We start from the raw sequence: 17,505 nt of genomic DNA, 5'->3' as shown, positions 1-17,505 counted from the left end.
TAATGAAGTAATTATGGAGGAACAATATGATAAAAAAAATAATAGTAGTTGCTTCACTATGTACTGTTGTTTGCGGCGGAGTATACTATGCTTTCTATGCTCCCAGTGTAATGGAACAAACAGTGTTAACTACTAATGTGGCCCCGGCTATTGGGTCAGAAGTGCAAGATAATATAGAAGAAAAAGAAGAGAGACAAATTGATTATGCTAGTATATCTCAAAAATTAGATCAATATTTAGTAGGAAAGCAATTTAATGGGACAGTTTTGGTGACTGATAAAGAGCGTGTTATATTGAATAAAGGATATGGATATGCTGATGTTCAAAATAAAATAGAAAATACACCTCAAACAAAATATCGTATCGGTTCTATTACGAAAACAGTAGTTGCTACATCTATTTTACAGCTACAAGAACAAGGGAAATTAAACATTCAGGAAAATGTAAATACATATATTCCTTCATTTCCAGCAGATAAAAATATCACTTTATATCATTTATTAACGCATACATCGGGTTTACCGGAAAGCGGCAAAGGAAAAGTGAATGCGGCTTCTCGTATAAACTTAGTAAATTGGATTGGAAGTCAAAAAGTAGAGTTTCCACCAGGAGCAGGTTGGAGATATACAGATTATAATTATATGGTGCTTGCTTATATTATAGAAAGCATATCAAAAAAAACGTTAGGAGATTACATAAAAGAAAATATATTTATTAAAGCAGAAATGCACGAATCTGGTATGGGAAATATGGCTCCGGGAGATCAGCATTTTACTAAAGGGTACGTTAAGAAAGATAATGTACTTGAACCTGCACAAAAATTGTCAATGGATTGGTTATACGGTTGCGGCGAGATGTATACGACAGTTGGAGATATGAAGAAATTAGACGAAGCAATTATAAATGGGAAACTTCTTTCTGAACAAAGTATGCAAGCGATGTTTTCACCTTCAGAAGAACGGAAATATGCATTTAGTTTTTATATATACCCAGATTATTTTCATAATCATGGTGTACTATCTGGTTGGAACACTTTCAATAATTTTAATAAAGAAAAAGGGACTTTTGTTATTTTATTTTCAAATGTGAAAAATAGTATGGATGATGATTTTAATAATGAGTTTCGAAAGATGGTAAATGATTTATTAGAACAAAGGGGATGAGAATATGGAAAACAAAATTTTATCAATAGGTTTCATCGGTATTGGTGTAATGGGAAAAAGTATGGTTCGTCATTTAATGCAAGAAGGTCATAAAGTATATGTATATAATAGAACGAAAGCGAAGACAGATTCTTTAGTACAAGATGGTGCAAATTGGTGTGATACACCGAAAGAGTTAGTGAAGCAAGTAGATGTTGTAATGACTATGGTTGGATATCCACATGATGTTGAAGAAGTGTACTTTGGAAGTGAAGGGATTATAGAGAATGCAAATGAAGGCACGATAGCCATTGATTTTACGACATCTACACCAACATTGGCAAAACGTATAAATGAAGTTGGTAAAAGAAAGAATGTATTTACGTTAGATGCCCCAGTATCTGGAGGAGATGTTGGTGCTAAAGAAGCAAGACTTGCAATTATGGTCGGTGGAGAGAAAGACATATATGATAGATGTTTACCGTTATTTGAAAAACTAGGAACAAATATTCAGTTACAAGGACCAGCTGGGAGTGGACAACATACGAAAATGTGCAATCAAATTGCAATTGCATCCAACATGATTGGAGTATGTGAAGCTGTTGCTTACGCGAAAAAGGCTGGACTAAATCCAGATAAAGTATTAGAGAGTATTTCAACAGGTGCAGCAGGTAGTTGGTCATTAAATAATTTAGCTCCTCGAATGTTAAAAGGAGACTTTGAGCCAGGGTTTTACGTAAAGCATTTTATGAAAGATATGAAAATCGCTTTAGATGAGGCTGAAAAATTACAATTACCAGTACCAGGTTTAAGCTTGGCGAAAGAATTGTATGAAGAGTTAATTATGGATGGAGAAGAAAATAGCGGAACACAAGTGTTATATAAAAAGTATATAAGGGGGTAAATGAGATGGATCTCCAAAAGTTTGATGAGATGATTGATGCTGTGCAGCGAGCAACTTGTATACAAATCAATGAAAAACAAAAGGAAGCCTTTAAACAAAAATATGATTTTGAACCAAACTTTGAATATGGAAGAGATGAGAAAGGGCATTATGTCATTCGAACCTCAAAAAAGATGTTAGAAGAAATGGAGTTTTATTTGGCATTAAAATATGATCGTGATGGAGTGGATCTTTATATGCAAGCTGAGATTGACGATATATGTCATGTGTCTGTTAGCTATAGTGAAGATGCGTTACATCTACAAGAATTGTTTCAATTTCTAGAAGAAAATAAATAAAAGTCCTCATTTGAGGACTTTTATTTATTTAGGTAAATATATTTCATTTTTATAATTATAAGCTAGAAGCTCGACGGCACCGTTCAACCGGGAACGGGATAACTTGCGCCATGTGGTTAGCGCCAAATTGTTTTGAGCGAGCGTGGCGTAATATATAAAATGCGCACAGAATAGCAACAGGAATAGCGCCGTATAAACTAAAAAATAAAGCGCTTACACAAGAGGCGACAAAACCTAAAACACCAACTTCTAACTCTTCCATAATAGCTCCTAAAATAACAGGAATAGCTCCGCATAAAACTCCTAGTATAAGTGCGATAAGTAAACTCATGATTATCCCCCTCTGTTTGCAATATTATTTTCCTTCTTATTAGTTGTAGTATATCATATGTAAAACAGAATTTTCAGAAAAAAATCAAAAAAGTTCAACAAATGTTCAAAAAGTGTTGAGAAATACACTTGAAAAATCGAGTGGATAGATTGTTTCTTGGAAGAAGAGGAAAGATGCTTTGAATAAATAAAAAATCAGGCCTATTTCATTTTTTGAAATAAGCCTGTTCCATAGGAGGATGTATATATGTAGAGTGAATAAAAGGTTGGAAAAGGGGGTCCAAGTCCTTTTATTCAACTAGCTACCTTAATAGATTGGAACCCAGCCTTCAGTTGTAACAAAAATACGAATAGCTACAACTTGACGATCGTCCTGCAAAGTAAAATAATGTCTTGCATTTTCAGGAACAGAGATTAGGTCGCCTGGCTCAAGTTCAACGTCAAAGAATTTTCCATCTTTGCCTTCAATAGCAAAGATGCCATGGCCACTGACAATAAAGCGAACTTCATCATCAGTATGATGGTGTTCTTTTTGGAAATTAATTAATAATTCGTCAAGGTTAGGTGTGCTACTTGAAAGTGAAATTACATCATGCGCTTTATAACCTCGGCGTGCTGAAACATCAGCGATTTCTTTTGAAAAAACAGTTAATATTTCAGCTTTGTTATCATCTGTTAACGAATAATTTTCATTTAAATGAGTAGGAAGTTTAGAAATATTCCATTTCTCATATAAAACGCCTTCCTCTTGTAGAAATTTTGATACTTCCACTTCATTCTCAATGCGAGTATTTACTTCATGAATACGAATTTGCGCCATTAGAAACGCCTCCTTGAATTGATAATAGTTTTATATGAAATTGGAATAAAAACTCATAAGCTTCTAATCTTTTCTTTGCATCAAAGCTATCTCGGCCCCATACAGTGATGCCGTGATTTCGAATTAATACTGCTCCCGAATCTCCTTGTATATGTTTTCGGAAGTTCTCCCCAAGTGTTGGGATATGAGCATGGTTTTCGATAATAGGAATGTGAATTGTTGCACCTTCCTCCCAAATATCAAGAGCTTTAATGATTTCTTGATTTTGAAGGGTGACTGTATCGCTATACAAATTTGTGATGACATTGTTATCCGTTGTATGAACATGAAGTACGCACCCGGCATTCGTATTGTTATAAATATGTGTATGCAATATTGTTTCTGCTGAAGGGCGTAATTCAGTCTCTAAAACAGGAACTCCTGCATGATCTACTAATAGAAAATCATCTGGAGTGGTTTTTGTTTTATCTTTACCGCTTGCTGTAATAAGGAAAGTAAGCGGCTCATGACTAACTTTTATAGAAATATTGCCACTTGTTGCTGGAAACCAATTTCGAGTTGTTAATTCTTTTTTAATCTCGCTTAAGTCATACCATTGACGAAACAGTTGTTTCATGATTTCACCTCCAACAAATGTTTTAATTCAGCTTGAACATCGTGAAATGTTTCAAACGGTGTATAAACAATATGATTTTCTTTACACTTTGTAATAAGGAAATCGCGAGCGAATACTTTATCTGCTTGTTTCGCAGCTTGTAAATCAGTAATAGAATCTCCGATTACAATATGGAAATTATTTGTATCACTTAATTTGCGGATTAAAGATGATTTACATAATCCACAATGATTTTGACAGTAATGATCACAAGGGTTAGGCCACTTAACTGTAATGTATTCATTTGAAAAGTCTGTTTCATTACAGTAAATTTGCTCTTTTGGAATGATTCCTTGTAAGAGTGGATAGACGAAGAAATCCATTCCACCTGATACAACGTAAAAAGAAATATTATTTTCATTTACAAATTGTATAAATTCACGAAAGCCACTACGAATTTCGGCAGTTTCTTTTAAAAATTGAATTATATCATCATGCAAATTAGTAGGTAGCAATTGAAATAATTGAGAAACACCTTCTTGAATAGAAAGCTCTTGTGATAAAATTCTTTGCTTTATTTCTTCTGCTTCTGGTGGTGCGAATTTTTCCATAATCGACATAATGTTATCGTTATTTGTAATCGTACCATCGAAATCACAAAATACTTGAATACTCATAATTTCACCTCATAAGAGGGATTTCCCCATATTTGTAGTGCGCTATGCAAATTTATGTCATCTACTTCATGGAGTAGATTACCTTGCAAAGTAGCATCAATTGCAGTGCGGAAAGCCTTTCCACCACCTTGCGCCCCATACGGATGCCCATGTATGCCGCCGCCCGCATTAATAACAACATCTTTACCGAAGTCTCGTAGAATAAAGGGAACGAAACCAGGATGAATGCCAGCAGATGGGACAGAGAAACTTTTCTTGAAAAACGCATCGTCTTCAGTTAGATAGTTTGAAATGTTGAAAGCATCTTCCTTTTCTAACGCAACACTTCCGTATGGAGACGGGAATAAAGAAAAATCAGCACCAGCATAACGTAGTAGCTTTCCAAGTAATAATGGAGATGAGACCCCATATAGCTTGGATGCTGAATAAGCACCACTTACAGCAGGGTGTGCCATAATAGGAACTGGGATTTCATCATCTTCTGCCAGTGATTGTAGTACATCTAGTCCGTAAGCAAATACATTAAATAATAGAATATCAGCACCAGCCTGCACTGCGCGTTTCGCATTTTCTTTTAAGTCGAAAGTTCGCCCTGTTAAATTTACGGCATATAATGTTTTATGGCCGTATGTTTCATATACGGATTGTAAAACTTCTTTTCCAGATACAATTCGCTTCGCAAGTGGTGTTAAGGAGTTCTCGAATAAAATTTCATCATCTTTTACGATATCCACACCACCAATTGCTTGATCGCGTAATTGAGTTTTTAAGTATCCAATATTTCGTCCAATCATTCCTTTGAAAATGCTCATTAAAAGGGGACGGTTATACACTTGTACACGATTTCGAATACCGTCTATACCGAATTTTGGACCAGGGAAGTGCTTTTTTAATTCGTCTGAAAACGTTAAGTCAATTAATTTCACTTCGCCATCAAGTGATAACTTTCCGAATGTAGTTGTTAAAATCGCTGGTAAATCTGGACTGAAATTTAATAATGGGTATTCGATTTTAATAATCCCACGTTTTACTTTTTTGCGTAGATACGAATTGATATGTTCTTGTTCATCTAATTCCTCAATATGAATGACGTTGCCTTTATGTTGTTTTAATTGTTCTTGTAATAAATGTGGCAAATGAGTCCAAGAGCCAATTGTTAAACCGAGTGCAATTTGTTCAGCCTTTTTGTCTAAGTTAAGTGAATCGTCATGGATTAAATACGTCGCTATAATTCCGCTCATTGTTATAACCTCCTAGTTAAATAAAAAAACCTCTCAGCTAAGGAGAGGTTTTTTTACAACCAGCTCCTTATCTGTCAGCGTAATGCTGCGAGAATTAGCACCGTGTCTACAATTGTAGATCGGTTGCCGGGTTTCGTCGGGCTCGTCCCTCCACCTGCTCTTGATAAGAAGTATTTAGAAATGTTTAAATTTTTAAGATAACTGAATTTTGTCAGAAATTTTTCATGTTGTCAACGACTTTTTGAAAAAATTTAATTTATCAATTCGATTAATTGCTTCTCGTAATCGTTCTTCTGTATGCAAGAGACCAACGCGGACGTATCCTTCACCGTGTTCACCAAATCCAACACCAGGAGCAACTGCAACGTGTGCTTTTTCTAGCAAAATATCAGAAAATTGCTCAGATGTATATCCTTCTGGTACAGGAAGCCATGCAAAGAAGGATCCGGTTGGGATGTCTACATTCCAACCGATAGAGTGACAAGCTGAAATAAGAGCATTTCTTCGAGATTCGTAACTATTTACAAGATCTACGACGCAAGATTGTGAACTTAATAGCGCTTCGCGGGCAGCGTCTTGAACTGCACCAAAAATACTAACATACATATGATCTTGCAATAGGTTAATTGTTTCGATGACACTTTCATTCCCTATGGCAAAAGCAATACGCCATCCAGCCATATTGAAAGTTTTGGATAATGTGTAAATTTCAATTCCTATATCTTTTGCACCGTCTGCTTGCAAGAAACTAACCGGTTTTTGACCATCAAATCCGATTGCACCGTAAGCAAAATCGTGAACGACTAATATATTATGTTTATTAGCAAAATGAATGGTTTCATCAAAGAAATCTTTTGATGCAGTAGCACCAGTAGGATTGTTTGGATAGTTTAAAAACATTAACTTTGCTTGTTTCGCAATAGCGTCATCAATTTTTGTATAATCTGGTAAAAATTTATTTTCGGCAATAAGCGGCATTGTTTCAAATTGCGCTTTTGCTAAAGCAACTCCGGATAAATAATCTGGATAACCTGGATCGGGAACGAGAATCGTATCACCAGGATTGGTAAAACACATTGGTAATTCTACTAATCCAGCTTTTCCACCAAACAAAATAGCAACTTCAGTTTTTGGATTTACTACTACATCATATTCACGTTGATAGAATGTTGCCACGGCTTCTTTTAAGCTTTCGTGTCCGCGAAATGGCGGATATTTATGATGAATGGTCTTTTCTGCAGCATGTTGTAAAGCTTTTACGATATGCTGCGGTGTTGGTTGATCTGGATTACCTTGACCTAGATTAATAACATCGTGACCAGCCGCAACGACTTTGTTAACTTTTGCAACAAGTGAAGCGAAAAATTGTGTTGGCAATGATGTTACTATCTCAGAAGGTTGAAATAATTTCATACTTTCCACCTCTTTTGAAAGTTGTTACAATTCTAGTGACAAATGATATAATCTTTCCAGTATTTTGTAAAGAGAAAATTAAGAATGGGGCTGAAAAAATGAAAGTCGCATGTATTCAAATGGATATTGTATTTGGAGATGTAGAAAAAAATATGGAGAACGCTAAAAACAAAATAAGCGAAGCGATGAAGGAAAGACCAGATGTTATCGTCTTACCAGAACTATGGACAACAGGATATGATTTAACGAGGCTTTCTGAAATTGCAGATAGGGATGGATTAGAAACGAAAGAAAAGTTGAAAGAATGGTCGAAGCAATATGGTGTACATATTGTTGGTGGTTCTATAGCAAAGCAAACAGAGCAAGGGGTTACCAATACAATGTATGTCGTAAACAACGAAGGAGATCTAGTCAATGAATATAGTAAAGTACATTTATTTCAGCTTATGGATGAACACAAATATTTAATAGCCGGTAATGAAACAGGTGAATTTAAACTAGATGATATCGAGTGCGCTGGCACAATTTGCTATGATATTCGTTTTCCAGAATGGATGCGCGTTCATACTGCTAAAGGGGCAAAAGTTTTATTCGTTGTAGCAGAATGGCCATTAGTTCGTTTAGCACATTGGCGTTTGCTATTGCAAGCAAGAGCAGTTGAAAATCAATGTTATGTTGTTGCATGCAATAGGTCAGGAAAGGATCCGAATAATGAGTTTGCAGGTCATTCTCTAATTGTGGATCCTTGGGGTGAAGTCGTGGTAGAGGCAAATAAAGAGGAATCCATTTTATTTGGAGAACTTACATTCGAGAAGATTAAAGAGGTACGTAAAGGAATTCCAGTTTTTGCAGATCGCCGTCCAGAACTATACAAATAAAATATTGACAAGTGATTTTTATTCTTGGTATAGTCTTCAACATAAAGTTAAAAATTCTAAAAAATTATATAACTCTTATCAAGAGCAGGTGGAGGGATTTGGCCCGATGAAGCCCAGCAACCGACCGTAATACCATTGTGAAATGGGGCGTTTATGACGCCAAAAGGCACGGTGCTAATTCCAGCAGAAAGTAAAATTTCTGGCAGATAAGAGGGGAGAAGATAAACTTCAAACCTCTTTCTTAGTGGAAAGAGGTTTTTCTGCGTTAGAAAAACCTCTGAATTTAAAAAGGAGGAAAAGACGATGGGATATTATTCATTAACAGAAGTAACAGCTGTACAATATGCGAAAGAACATGGATATTTTGACAAGAAGGCGAATGTAGTTTGTCATGAAATAGGAGATGGAAATTTAAATTACGTGTTCAAATTAGTTGATGGAGAGAGAGCAATTATAATAAAACAAGCACTTCCATATGCGAAAGTAGTTGGTGAGAGCTGGCCGTTGTCTATAAAAAGAGCGACGATTGAAAGCAAGGCATTACAAATTTTCGCTAAGTATGTACCAGATTATGTTCCGGTAGTGTACAGTCATGATGAAGAGTTAGCAGTTACAGTAATAGAAGACTTATCAAGACTAACAATTACAAGAAAAGGATTAATAGATGGAGAAGGATATCCACTTTTATCCCAGCATATCGGTCGTTTTCTAGCACATGTTTTATTTTATACTTCAGATTTCGGTTTACAGTCAGAAGAGAAAAGGGTGCTAGAAGGTACATTTGTAAATCCAGACCTTAGTAAAATTACAGAAGATTTAGTTTTTACGGATCCGTTTGGACATTACGATACGAATGATTATGAGTCAGATTTACAGTCAGTGATTGATGAACTTTGGAGTGACAAAATTTTAAAACTAAAAGTAGCACAATATAAATATAAGTTTTTAACGAGAAAAGAAGCGCTTATTCATGGTGATTTACATACTGGTAGTATTTTTTCATCACCTTCTGAAACGAAAGTGATTGATCCAGAATTTGCAACGTACGGTCCATTTGGCTTTGATATCGGTCAATTTATTGCAAATCTATTATTAAATGCTTTATCGAGAGAAGAAGAAAAGAGAAGTGTACTATTTTTCCATATAGAAAAGACATGGAGTTATTTTGTAGAAACTTTTACGAAGTTATGGATTGGAGAAGGTGTAGAAGCATATACGAAAGAAAAACAATGGTTACCAATTATTTTGCAAAATATCTTTACTGATGCCGTCGGATTTGCCGGATGTGAACTGATTCGTAGAACAATTGGTTTAGCTCATGTAGCGGATTTAGATGAAATAGCAAATAAAGAAAGAAGAATTCAAGCTAAGAAGCAAGCGCTGTACTTAGGAAAAGAACTAATAAAATATGAATCTAAGTGTGCTGATATTCAACTGTTTCGAACATTATTTCAACAGACAGTTTCAGGAGGCATAAAAGCATGAGTACATTTGTAACTGTTCCGAGGTCTGTAAGTTGGAAAGGTGATGCAATTGCGGTATTAAATCAAACAAAGTTGCCGCATAGTACAGAATATAAAACGTTGACGACTATTGAAGAGGTATGGAAAAGTATTGTAATGTTAAAAGTACGCGGAGCACCCGCAATTGGAATTGTAGCAGCATTTGGTTTGGCGCTTGCATCAAAAAAATATAACACGATACATATTGAAGAATTTCAGAAGATATTTAATAGAGATTGTAACTATTTAGGGACATCACGACCGACGGCAGTGAATTTGTTTTGGGCAATTGATCGTATGAGAGAATCTATTCGAGAGATTACTACAATAAAAGAAGCGCAAAAAACATTAGAAGAAGAAGCGCTTCGCATTCAGCAGGAAGATGAAGAGGTATGCCGGAGTATTGGGGAACATGCGTTAACATGCTTTACAGACGGTGATAACATTTTAACAATTTGTAATGCTGGAAGTATTGCAACTGCAAGGTATGGTACTGCATTAGCGCCGTTTTATATCGGGAAAGAAAAAGGTGTACACTTACATGCGTATGCATGTGAAACGAGACCGGTTTTACAAGGTGGCCGTTTAACGACATGGGAGTTAAAGCAAGCGGGTATTGATGTGACGCTTATTACAGATAATACGGCAGCTCATGCAATTCGTACGAAAGAAATTGATGCAATTATCGTAGGGGCAGATCGAATTGTCGCAAATGGAGATACGGCAAATAAAATCGGAACAATGAATTTAGCTATATTAGCAAAGTATTTCGAAATTCCATTTTACGTTGCAGCTCCGTTATCTACGTTTGATATTACGAAACAAACAGGTACCGAAATTGTTATTGAAGAAAGAGATGAAACAGAAGTTACGAAAATTTTTGGCAAACAAGTGGCACCGATTGGTACAGATGTTTATAATCCTGCATTTGACGTAACACCGCATGAATTAATTACAGGTATTATTACTGAGAAAGGTATTATACGTGGAGATTATGAGCGAGAAATTGCATCATTATTTGAAAAACAAGCTAATACATAATAGCTTGTTTTTTTATGCCTAAATGTGCCTTTTCCCCTTATTTATATAATGAAAGGAGGAGAGAAGGATGGAAGAGTGGATCGGGATGATAGGTAATGTAGGCTTTCCAATTGTTGTAACATTATATTTACTCCATCGGATTGAAAGTAAATTAGATGGGATAACTGTTGCGATAGAGAAACTGCCACAGCAATTACTAAAGTACGATGATCCTCGTGATAAAAAATAAAGTTTGCTCTTCGTGAGCAAACTTTATTTTTTTATCACGCATTAACTGCCCGTAAAAGCCCGATTGGTGAGGGCTACGAATCAGTGGGGGATGAAGCCCCACTGATTAAAGTTTCACTTTATTGAGCAATATAACCACCATCGATAACGACAGCTTGACCAGTTATGCCTTTTGCTTTTTCACTCGCTAAAAACATAGCATAATCAGCAATTTCTTGTACTTGTAATAAACGTTTTTGTGGTACAAGTGGATAAATGACATCTTCTAAAACATTTTCAAGCGGTACATTTCGTGTAGTAGCTAAGTCTTGTAGTTGATTACGTACAAGAGGGGTATCGACATAACCAGGGCAAAGTGCATTAACAGTAATTCCATGGGTAGCACCTTCTAATGCGGCAACTTTTGTCAGTCCAATTACGCCATGTTTTGCGCTATTGTAGGCAGCTTTTCCGGCGAATCCGACAAGGCCATTAATAGAAGCGACGTTAATAATCCGGCCGTATTTTTGTTTTTTCATAATAGGAAAAGCGTGTTTGATGGCGATAAATGGAGCGATTTGCATAATTTTAATAAGAAGCTCGAATTTCTCAGTTGGAAAATCTTCAATCGGTGAAACATGTTGCATTCCTGCATTGTTAATTAATACGTCTAATGAACCGAAATGACTAACTGTTTGAGAAAGCGCTGCTGTAATTTCTTCTTCAGATGTAACGTCACATTTTAAACCGATAGCTTGAAAGCCTTCTTTTTGTAATTGTTCAGCAGCTTCTTTCGCACGATCTTCAAGGCGATCAGTAATAACAACTTTTGCGCCTTCTTTTGCAAAGGTATTCCCCATTTCATAACCAATACCACTCGCAGCACCTGTTAAAAAGACAACTCGATTTGTAACCATGATGAAAAACACTCCTTCATAATAAAAGTTCCCTCATTGCTCTATTTAGAGGGGGAACTACGAAATTCCTGCAAACATTTGGAAAAAATCCGTTAGCTATCTTGTTTTACAAAATAGTCTCTGCTATACTATTTTGTAAAGCAAGATACTTACGCTTATCTATCTTGTAAAACAAGATAGTGGGAGGATTTCAATTATGTCGACAAGTCAAATGCTGAAAGGGATTTTAGAAGGATGCTTACTTGCTATTATTTCTGAAGGTGAAATATACGGTTATGAAATGAGTGAAAAGCTAGCGAAGTATGGTTTTACAATGGCGAGTGAGGGAAGTATTTATCCGTTGTTAATACGGATGCAAAAAGAGGGGCTAATATCAAGTGTAATGAAGGAATCTCCATCTGGTCCAAAAAGGAAGTATTATACGTTAACAGAAAAGGGAGAAGATGAACTGGATGAATTTATGGGTCGCTGGGAAGCGATGCAAAGTAGTGTAGAACGTCTACTTGAAGGGAAGGGAAGAAAATAATGCTATCAAGTGAAGCGCAAAAGTTTTTGTTAGATATGAGATTGTTTTTGACCGCAAAGAGTGTGAAAGAAAACGATATGGAAAGCTTTTTAGAAGATGCAGAGTTGCATTTAATAGAAGGTGAGAGTGACGGGAAAAGTGTAGAAGAAATTTTTGGAAGTTCGCCGAAAGAATATGCTAATGAACTTGTAAAAGTGATGGAAAGAGATAGACAGGAAACGTGGAAGCAAATTGGTTTTACAGTAATGAATATCGTAGCATTTTGGATTATTGCTTCTATTTTAATAGTGAATAACGGAAAGTTACAAATTTCACTTATTCAGTGCATTGGTTATAGTTTCACATTAATGTTAGCTGTGTTAGGCCCTAATTTTTTGCTTCGTAAAATGACATTTGTAACAAGCTTTACCAAAACGTGGTTTTCTATGTGGTCTTTAGTCATGATCGCTCCAATGTTTTTATTAGGAGCTGTTACGATATTAGATGTAATATATCCTACAAAGATGGTTACATTCACCCAAATGCAAAGTTATATGTTAGCTGGTGGGATCTTTATCATGACAGTAGCTATAAACATGTATTTTGAAGGATGGTTTAAAAACTTATATTTAATTATTCCTCTTTCTATTATGTTAGTATTTCAAGCATTTACATCAGAAGATCTCATGCCAATGTTATTTCAGATTATATGTTTATACGGAAGTTTATTTATTTTAATTTTCGTTGAAATTATGATGAAGATGAATAGAAGAGAAACGGTTAATTAAGGGAGGGGCTATAATGAAGGTTTCTAAAGAAGGAGAAGAGTTTTTAATCGATACGAAAGTATATTTAATAACAAAAGGGATTAAAGAAGAAGATGTGGACGCTTTTCTAGAAGATGCAGAACTTCATTTAATAGAAGGTGAAAAAAAGGGGAAGACGGTAAGTGATATATTTGGTGATTCACCAAAAGAGTATGCAGAAGAATTGGTGAAAGAGATGGAGAAGGATAAAAGCGGGAGTATAAAAAGTATTTTAGGAATGATTATTGGTATTGGTGGATACTGGTTACTTACAAATATTTTATTTGGAAGTCCGAATCATGAATTTACATTAACGAATGTACAATTGATTGGATACCCAATTGTTTTAATGATTACTATTGTGGGTATTATTTTTGCTTTTAAGATGTCATCATTTAAAAGCAAAATAAAAGAATTTAGCATTATTTATGTAGCAGCTTTGCTACCAATTTTATTACTAGTATTATTAATGTTTATGAATAAATGGTATGGGACACCTGTATTGCAATTAACTACTATACAAAGTTACATACTAGCTGGAATTGTCTTATTAGTATTGTTAATTGGTGAAGCGTACATATTTGGATGGATTGGAATGCTAGTTGTTATTATACCGCTATTAATTATGTTTGTATTTAAAGAATTAGGAAAGCAAAACCCATATTGGGGAATACTAGAGCCTTTACTTCTGTATGGGAGTTTATATGTATTAATGCGATGGTCTTTAAAAAATGAAGAGCAAAAAACTGTAAACTAGTGTTTTACTGATATTGAGCGAACGGAATATTTTATTGAGAGGGGAACAAATATGCAAAGTATATTTCTAGGTATATTATCTATTATATTTCTAGGTTTAACAATTTTCGGGCTATATACTACCTTTTCGAAAAAGGTACATGATAACTATTTTGATACTTTATTAGATGACACATCAGGATATATTTTGTTCTTCGGGTTAATAGGAAAAAGGCTGCTCTGGATATGCAAAAAATTATTTCCAAAGAAATATTATATAGGGATTTTTAGAGGGATTACATTTACGTTTAGTTGTCTATTTTTATTTCTAGCAGCCGGGACTTGGTTTGTTGATTAAATAAGTTGTTTTAAACAGTAATAAGATTGTTACTGTTTTTTTCTTTGTAATAAAGAGCTTTGTAAAGAGAGTTCTTTTTGTTCGTTTGTTAATAAGGAATGAATATGGACGTTTTCTGGGCGGGGGACTATAGGGTACATCAGATTTGATGGAGAAGGGTGGTGTTCCGAGCCAGTTGGAGAATGAGGATCTGCATGTGTAAGTTTTCCGTGAACGCGCCTTGTGAATAAAATATGGCCAATTTCGTGAGCGAGCGTATATATATTTTTCATAGGAGCGGCTGAATTTGTTAAAACGATATAACCAGTAAGTTGTTGTTGTTTAGCTAAAGAGTAAGCACAGGCAATTACTGCTGTTTCTTTAAAATAATCACTGCCAATATAACAAATATAAAGATCACATTCTGGAGCTTCATTTACACACGTTTGGAAAAAGGATGCTAATTTTTCCTGACTTTGAATAGAATTTTTATAACTAATTTCACGGTCTGAAAAACGAAAAAGCTCATTTAATACAATTACTTCTTGAATTTGAAATGTAATGGGGTGCCAAATTGATTCTGCGACTGCTAAATCTTTTGCGATACGGTCTTCAGAAATGTTGGCGCCTGGCGTAATGCAAATACATATATTGACGTATGGATCCATAGGGAACACCTCAAATGAAAAAATTCTTCCTATAATATATGTGAGAAAAAGGTGCTATGTATGGATAAACGCCTTGTTTATTACATGAATATATAGACTACAAGTCGAAAAAATTTCATAGTTCTATAACGTAGTATGGTCATCTTTTTGATATAGTAAAGGAAAGGGGGAGAATATATGTATACATTAAAAATCGTTTCAGACAGAGAAGCTCTTTATCAATTTGCGAGTTATGTAAAAGTTGTGCAAGGGGTTGAAGATGTATATGTAGAGGTGGGAGAACCTGTATATGAACATCCATTAATGAAGTTTTACGTACATATTAAGCTGGGGGAAACATATGATCAACATAAAGCGTTACAAGAAATAGCAAGATTAGTAGAATTGGGGCGTTTTACATACGTTCATTATCGTAATGATGAAATTGAAGAAGCTTTTGAAGCTGTAAAATATGAAAGTTTTAAGAAATAAAGTGAAAAAAGGGAGCGAAAGCTTCCTTTTTTTCTTGAAATTTACATCAACAAAATGAGAAAAATTTTGTTATGATAAGGGAGGGTGAGGAAAGGAGAGTTTACATATTGGGGTATATTGAAGAGTTACGTAAAGTCGTTGGTACAAGGCCACTTATTTTAGTAGGATCAGCAATTATTATATTAAATGATAGGCAAGAAGTATTGCTTCAATATCGTTCAGACACATATGATTGGGGTGTACCTGGCGGAGCGATGGAGCTAGGAGAAACGACAGAAGAAACTGCTCGCAGAGAACTATTTGAAGAGACGGGACTAAACGCGAAAATTATGCAATTTATCGGGGTTCTTTCGGGAAAAGAAGTGTACTTCCAATATCCAAATGGAGATGAAATTTTTAATGTCATTCATCTGTATCAGGGGCATCATGTGAGTGGGGAAGTTAAGCTTGATCATGAAGGATTACAGCTTCAATATTTTCCGGTAGATAAGTTACCGAATTTGAATAAAACAACAGAGAAGATTTTACAAAAATTCCTATACGCATTAACAGAATAGAAGGTTAATTCCTTCTATTTTTATTATATTAAATATTTTGATTTTTTAGTATGTTTATAGTATGATAGTTGTAGATATACATCTTATGGAATTTCACCTAAAAACTGACTAGGGTACATAAGAGAGGGGCAAGTACAAAATGCATAATGTTGTCATTACAGCTGCAGTTCGTTCACCAATTGGAACTTTCGGAGGAGCACTAAAAAATATAACACCAGTAGAATTAGCTGTTCCTGTACTTCAGGAAGCTGTAAAACGAGGCGGGGTAGAACCACATGAAGTTGATGAAGTAATTTTAGGTCATTGTATTCAAAGAACTGATGAAGCAAATACGGCGAGAACGGCTGCATTAGCGGCAGGATTTCCTGACACAGTTACGGGCTATACAATCCAACGCCAATGTTCTTCAGGTATGCAAGCAATTATGTCAGCTGCAATGCAAATTCAATTAGGTGTGAGTGATGTTGTTATTGCAGGTGGAGTAGAAGCGATGAGTTCGAGCCCTTATGCATTGAAACAGCACCGCTGGGGACAACGTCTACAGCACGGAGAAATTCGTGATACGGTGTGGGAAGTGCTAGAAGATCCAATTCATCATATTATGATGGGTGAAACAGCGGAAAATTTAGTTGAACAATATGAAATTACAAGAGAGGAACAAGATGAAGTTGCGCTTCGCAGTCATACATTGGCACTACAAGCAATCGAGTCTGGATACTTTGACGATCAAATTGTTCCTATTACAATAAAAGAGCGTAGAAAAGAAATTGTATTTTCTAAGGATGAACATCCGCGTGCAGATATTACAGCGGAAAAATTAGCTGGATTAAAACCAGCTTTCCGTAAAGATGGATCTGTAACGGCAGGGAATGCATCTGGTCTTAATGACGGAAGTGCAGTTCTAGTATTAATGAGTGAAGAAAAAGCGAAAGAAAAAGGCTTACAACCGTTAGCTAGAATTGTTGGCTATTCAGTAGCTGGAGTAGATCCTAAAATTATGGGAATTGGACCAGCACCAGCAATTCGTAAAGGATTAGAAAAAGTAGATTGGTCATTAGAAGATGCAGATTTACTTGAAATTAATGAAGCTTTCGCTGCGCAATACCTAGCTGTAGAGAAAGAATTAGGTTTAGACCGTGAAAAAGTGAATGTAAACGGTAGTGGTGTAGGACTTGGACACCCAATCGGTTGTACAGGAGCTCGTATCACTGTAAGTTTAATTCATGAATTAAAAAGACGTGGATTAGAAAAAGGAATTGCCTCTTTATGCGTCGGTGGCGGTATCGGGGTTGCCTTATTTATAGAAGCATTATAAAAAAGAAGCAGCGTTTGCTGCTTCTTTTTTCAGGCTGTGGAGAAAGTCTTCTCCACAGCCTGTTTATGTGTCTGAACCTCTTTTTATGTGTCAACACTGATAAAAA

General features: G+C 35.4%; 22 protein-coding genes and 2 riboswitches. Of the genes, 14 read left to right on the top strand and 8 right to left on the bottom strand.

The genetic code is table 11. From position 1 onward, the window contains the following. Positions 1-26: 26 nt before the first annotated feature. The 3 genes from JDS98_RS14490 to JDS98_RS14480 are packed head-to-tail and all read left to right on the top strand — an operon-like array spanning position 27 to position 2,384. On the top strand, positions 27-1,163 hold the full coding sequence (locus JDS98_RS14490; protein WP_000591854.1) for a serine hydrolase domain-containing protein: 1,137 nt from the start codon (positions 27-29) through the stop codon (positions 1,161-1,163). Positions 1,164-1,167: 4 nt separating this feature from the next. After that, positions 1,168-2,046 (top strand): NAD(P)-dependent oxidoreductase, encoded by an 879-nt coding sequence (locus JDS98_RS14485; protein ID WP_000428222.1) that lies wholly within the window; start codon positions 1,168-1,170, stop codon positions 2,044-2,046. Between the two features lie 5 nt (positions 2,047-2,051). Next, positions 2,052-2,384: a DUF3909 family protein gene (locus tag JDS98_RS14480; protein ID WP_000365606.1), complete on the top strand. Its 333-nt coding sequence runs from the start codon at positions 2,052-2,054 to the stop codon at positions 2,382-2,384. A gap of 55 nt (positions 2,385-2,439) precedes the next feature. Here JDS98_RS14480 and JDS98_RS14475 read toward each other — a convergent pair whose 3' ends face one another. From JDS98_RS14475 to JDS98_RS14450, 6 genes are all read right to left on the bottom strand, one after another. Continuing rightward, positions 2,440-2,715 carry a hypothetical protein gene (locus JDS98_RS14475; protein ID WP_097958032.1) on the bottom strand — a complete coding sequence of 92 codons (276 nt, stop codon included), beginning with the start codon at positions 2,713-2,715 and terminating at the stop codon, positions 2,440-2,442. Between the two features lie 306 nt (positions 2,716-3,021). Continuing rightward, a complete protein-coding gene (locus tag JDS98_RS14470; protein WP_000057312.1) occupies positions 3,022-3,534 on the bottom strand; it encodes a 1,2-dihydroxy-3-keto-5-methylthiopentene dioxygenase in 513 nt (170 codons plus the stop codon). Beyond that, on the bottom strand, positions 3,512-4,150 hold the full coding sequence (locus JDS98_RS14465; protein WP_000811318.1) for a methylthioribulose 1-phosphate dehydratase: 639 nt from the start codon (positions 4,148-4,150) through the stop codon (positions 3,512-3,514). The genes JDS98_RS14470 and JDS98_RS14465 overlap by 23 nt, the downstream gene beginning before the upstream one ends. Then, the gene (locus tag JDS98_RS14460) at positions 4,147-4,806 is read right to left on the bottom strand and encodes a 2-hydroxy-3-keto-5-methylthiopentenyl-1-phosphate phosphatase (RefSeq protein ID WP_000027454.1); all 660 of its coding nucleotides are present in this window, start codon (positions 4,804-4,806) and stop codon (positions 4,147-4,149) included. Before JDS98_RS14460 ends, JDS98_RS14465 begins: the two co-directional genes overlap by 4 nt. Then, positions 4,803-6,047 carry a 2,3-diketo-5-methylthiopentyl-1-phosphate enolase gene (gene mtnW, locus JDS98_RS14455; RefSeq protein ID WP_000014210.1) on the bottom strand — a complete coding sequence of 415 codons (1,245 nt, stop codon included), beginning with the start codon at positions 6,045-6,047 and terminating at the stop codon, positions 4,803-4,805. Before mtnW ends, JDS98_RS14460 begins: the two co-directional genes overlap by 4 nt. A 64-nt stretch (positions 6,048-6,111) precedes the next feature. After that, positions 6,112-6,217: riboswitch (SAM riboswitch) on the bottom strand. Between the two features lie 52 nt (positions 6,218-6,269). After that, on the bottom strand, positions 6,270-7,460 hold the full coding sequence (locus JDS98_RS14450; RefSeq protein WP_000765539.1) for a pyridoxal phosphate-dependent aminotransferase: 1,191 nt from the start codon (positions 7,458-7,460) through the stop codon (positions 6,270-6,272). A gap of 14 nt (positions 7,461-7,474) precedes the next feature. On the opposite strand from JDS98_RS14450, the gene JDS98_RS14445 reads away from it, so the two are divergent. The 4 genes from JDS98_RS14445 (at position 7,475) to JDS98_RS14430 (ending at position 11,110) form a co-directional block, all read left to right on the top strand. Next, the gene (locus tag JDS98_RS14445; RefSeq protein WP_033661364.1) at positions 7,475-8,338 is read left to right on the top strand and encodes a carbon-nitrogen family hydrolase; all 864 of its coding nucleotides are present in this window, start codon (positions 7,475-7,477) and stop codon (positions 8,336-8,338) included. Between the two features lie 72 nt (positions 8,339-8,410). Continuing rightward, positions 8,411-8,551: riboswitch (SAM riboswitch) on the top strand. Between the two features lie 90 nt (positions 8,552-8,641). After that, positions 8,642-9,823 (top strand): S-methyl-5-thioribose kinase, encoded by a 1,182-nt coding sequence (gene mtnK / locus JDS98_RS14440; RefSeq protein ID WP_097958036.1) that lies wholly within the window; start codon positions 8,642-8,644, stop codon positions 9,821-9,823. Next, the gene (gene mtnA, locus JDS98_RS14435) at positions 9,820-10,881 is read left to right on the top strand and encodes an S-methyl-5-thioribose-1-phosphate isomerase (RefSeq protein ID WP_098710818.1); all 1,062 of its coding nucleotides are present in this window, start codon (positions 9,820-9,822) and stop codon (positions 10,879-10,881) included. Before mtnK ends, mtnA begins: the two co-directional genes overlap by 4 nt. Before the next feature lie 67 nt (positions 10,882-10,948). Then, positions 10,949-11,110, top strand: coding sequence for a YvrJ family protein (locus JDS98_RS14430; RefSeq protein ID WP_000393323.1), 162 nt, complete (start codon positions 10,949-10,951; stop codon positions 11,108-11,110). 118 nt (positions 11,111-11,228) lie between these two features. Here the strand turns inward: JDS98_RS14430 and JDS98_RS14425 are convergent, their stop codons facing one another. Then, entirely contained in the window at positions 11,229-12,005 is a 777-nt protein-coding gene (locus tag JDS98_RS14425; protein WP_000258446.1) for a 3-hydroxybutyrate dehydrogenase, read from the bottom strand. A gap of 196 nt (positions 12,006-12,201) precedes the next feature. Between JDS98_RS14425 and JDS98_RS14420 the strand changes: the two genes are divergently transcribed. The 4 genes from JDS98_RS14420 to JDS98_RS14405 are packed head-to-tail and all read left to right on the top strand — an operon-like array spanning position 12,202 to position 14,409. Continuing rightward, on the top strand, positions 12,202-12,531 hold the full coding sequence (locus JDS98_RS14420) for a PadR family transcriptional regulator (protein WP_000107973.1): 330 nt from the start codon (positions 12,202-12,204) through the stop codon (positions 12,529-12,531). Then, positions 12,531-13,298 (top strand): DUF1129 domain-containing protein, encoded by a 768-nt coding sequence (locus JDS98_RS14415; protein ID WP_097958039.1) that lies wholly within the window; start codon positions 12,531-12,533, stop codon positions 13,296-13,298. The genes JDS98_RS14420 and JDS98_RS14415 overlap by 1 nt, the downstream gene beginning before the upstream one ends. Positions 13,299-13,311: 13 nt before the next feature. Next, entirely contained in the window at positions 13,312-14,073 is a 762-nt protein-coding gene (locus JDS98_RS14410) for a DUF1129 domain-containing protein (RefSeq protein ID WP_097958041.1), read from the top strand. Between the two features lie 51 nt (positions 14,074-14,124). Then, the gene (locus tag JDS98_RS14405) at positions 14,125-14,409 is read left to right on the top strand and encodes a hypothetical protein (protein WP_001190630.1); all 285 of its coding nucleotides are present in this window, start codon (positions 14,125-14,127) and stop codon (positions 14,407-14,409) included. Between the two features lie 29 nt (positions 14,410-14,438). On the opposite strand, the gene JDS98_RS14400 is transcribed toward JDS98_RS14405, so the two are convergent. Beyond that, positions 14,439-15,056 carry an ImmA/IrrE family metallo-endopeptidase gene (locus tag JDS98_RS14400; RefSeq protein WP_000371630.1) on the bottom strand — a complete coding sequence of 206 codons (618 nt, stop codon included), beginning with the start codon at positions 15,054-15,056 and terminating at the stop codon, positions 14,439-14,441. A gap of 177 nt (positions 15,057-15,233) precedes the next feature. On the opposite strand from JDS98_RS14400, the gene JDS98_RS14395 reads away from it, so the two are divergent. From JDS98_RS14395 to JDS98_RS14385, 3 genes are all read left to right on the top strand, one after another. Next, positions 15,234-15,527: a DUF3928 family protein gene (locus JDS98_RS14395; RefSeq protein ID WP_000288323.1), complete on the top strand. Its 294-nt coding sequence runs from the start codon at positions 15,234-15,236 to the stop codon at positions 15,525-15,527. A gap of 107 nt (positions 15,528-15,634) precedes the next feature. Then, positions 15,635-16,084 carry an NUDIX hydrolase gene (locus tag JDS98_RS14390; RefSeq protein WP_000540531.1) on the top strand — a complete coding sequence of 150 codons (450 nt, stop codon included), beginning with the start codon at positions 15,635-15,637 and terminating at the stop codon, positions 16,082-16,084. A 139-nt stretch (positions 16,085-16,223) separates the two neighbouring features. Then, positions 16,224-17,399: an acetyl-CoA C-acetyltransferase gene (locus tag JDS98_RS14385; protein WP_000552062.1), complete on the top strand. Its 1,176-nt coding sequence runs from the start codon at positions 16,224-16,226 to the stop codon at positions 17,397-17,399. The last annotated feature ends 106 nt before the right edge of the window (positions 17,400-17,505 follow it).

This window comes from Bacillus cereus group sp. N11, assembly GCF_016483605.1.
Classification (GTDB): Bacteria; Bacillota; Bacilli; order Bacillales; family Bacillaceae_G; genus Bacillus_A; species Bacillus_A toyonensis.
This window is presented reverse-complemented; position numbering and strand designations above follow the sequence as displayed.

Coding starts and splice junctions, on each gene's coding strand:
- JDS98_RS14490 (WP_000591854.1), top strand. CDS start 27: ATGATAAAAAAAATAATAGTAGTTGCTTCACTATGTACTGTTGTTTGC.
- JDS98_RS14485 (WP_000428222.1), top strand. CDS start 1,168: ATGGAAAACAAAATTTTATCAATAGGTTTCATCGGTATTGGTGTAATG.
- JDS98_RS14480 (WP_000365606.1), top strand. CDS start 2,052: ATGGATCTCCAAAAGTTTGATGAGATGATTGATGCTGTGCAGCGAGCA.
- JDS98_RS14475 (WP_097958032.1), bottom strand. CDS start 2,715: ATGAGTTTACTTATCGCACTTATACTAGGAGTTTTATGCGGAGCTATT.
- JDS98_RS14470 (WP_000057312.1), bottom strand. CDS start 3,534: ATGGCGCAAATTCGTATTCATGAAGTAAATACTCGCATTGAGAATGAA.
- JDS98_RS14465 (WP_000811318.1), bottom strand. CDS start 4,150: ATGAAACAACTGTTTCGTCAATGGTATGACTTAAGCGAGATTAAAAAA.
- JDS98_RS14460 (WP_000027454.1), bottom strand. CDS start 4,806: ATGAGTATTCAAGTATTTTGTGATTTCGATGGTACGATTACAAATAAC.
- mtnW (WP_000014210.1), bottom strand. CDS start 6,047: ATGAGCGGAATTATAGCGACGTATTTAATCCATGACGATTCACTTAAC.
- JDS98_RS14450 (WP_000765539.1), bottom strand. CDS start 7,460: ATGAAATTATTTCAACCTTCTGAGATAGTAACATCATTGCCAACACAA.
- mtnK (WP_097958036.1), top strand. CDS start 8,642: ATGGGATATTATTCATTAACAGAAGTAACAGCTGTACAATATGCGAAA.
- mtnA (WP_098710818.1), top strand. CDS start 9,820: ATGAGTACATTTGTAACTGTTCCGAGGTCTGTAAGTTGGAAAGGTGAT.
- JDS98_RS14430 (WP_000393323.1), top strand. CDS start 10,949: ATGGAAGAGTGGATCGGGATGATAGGTAATGTAGGCTTTCCAATTGTT.
- JDS98_RS14425 (WP_000258446.1), bottom strand. CDS start 12,005: ATGGTTACAAATCGAGTTGTCTTTTTAACAGGTGCTGCGAGTGGTATT.
- JDS98_RS14420 (WP_000107973.1), top strand. CDS start 12,202: ATGTCGACAAGTCAAATGCTGAAAGGGATTTTAGAAGGATGCTTACTT.
- JDS98_RS14415 (WP_097958039.1), top strand. CDS start 12,531: ATGCTATCAAGTGAAGCGCAAAAGTTTTTGTTAGATATGAGATTGTTT.
- JDS98_RS14410 (WP_097958041.1), top strand. CDS start 13,312: ATGAAGGTTTCTAAAGAAGGAGAAGAGTTTTTAATCGATACGAAAGTA.
- JDS98_RS14405 (WP_001190630.1), top strand. CDS start 14,125: ATGCAAAGTATATTTCTAGGTATATTATCTATTATATTTCTAGGTTTA.
- JDS98_RS14400 (WP_000371630.1), bottom strand. CDS start 15,056: ATGGATCCATACGTCAATATATGTATTTGCATTACGCCAGGCGCCAAC.
- JDS98_RS14395 (WP_000288323.1), top strand. CDS start 15,234: ATGTATACATTAAAAATCGTTTCAGACAGAGAAGCTCTTTATCAATTT.
- JDS98_RS14385 (WP_000552062.1), top strand. CDS start 16,224: ATGCATAATGTTGTCATTACAGCTGCAGTTCGTTCACCAATTGGAACT.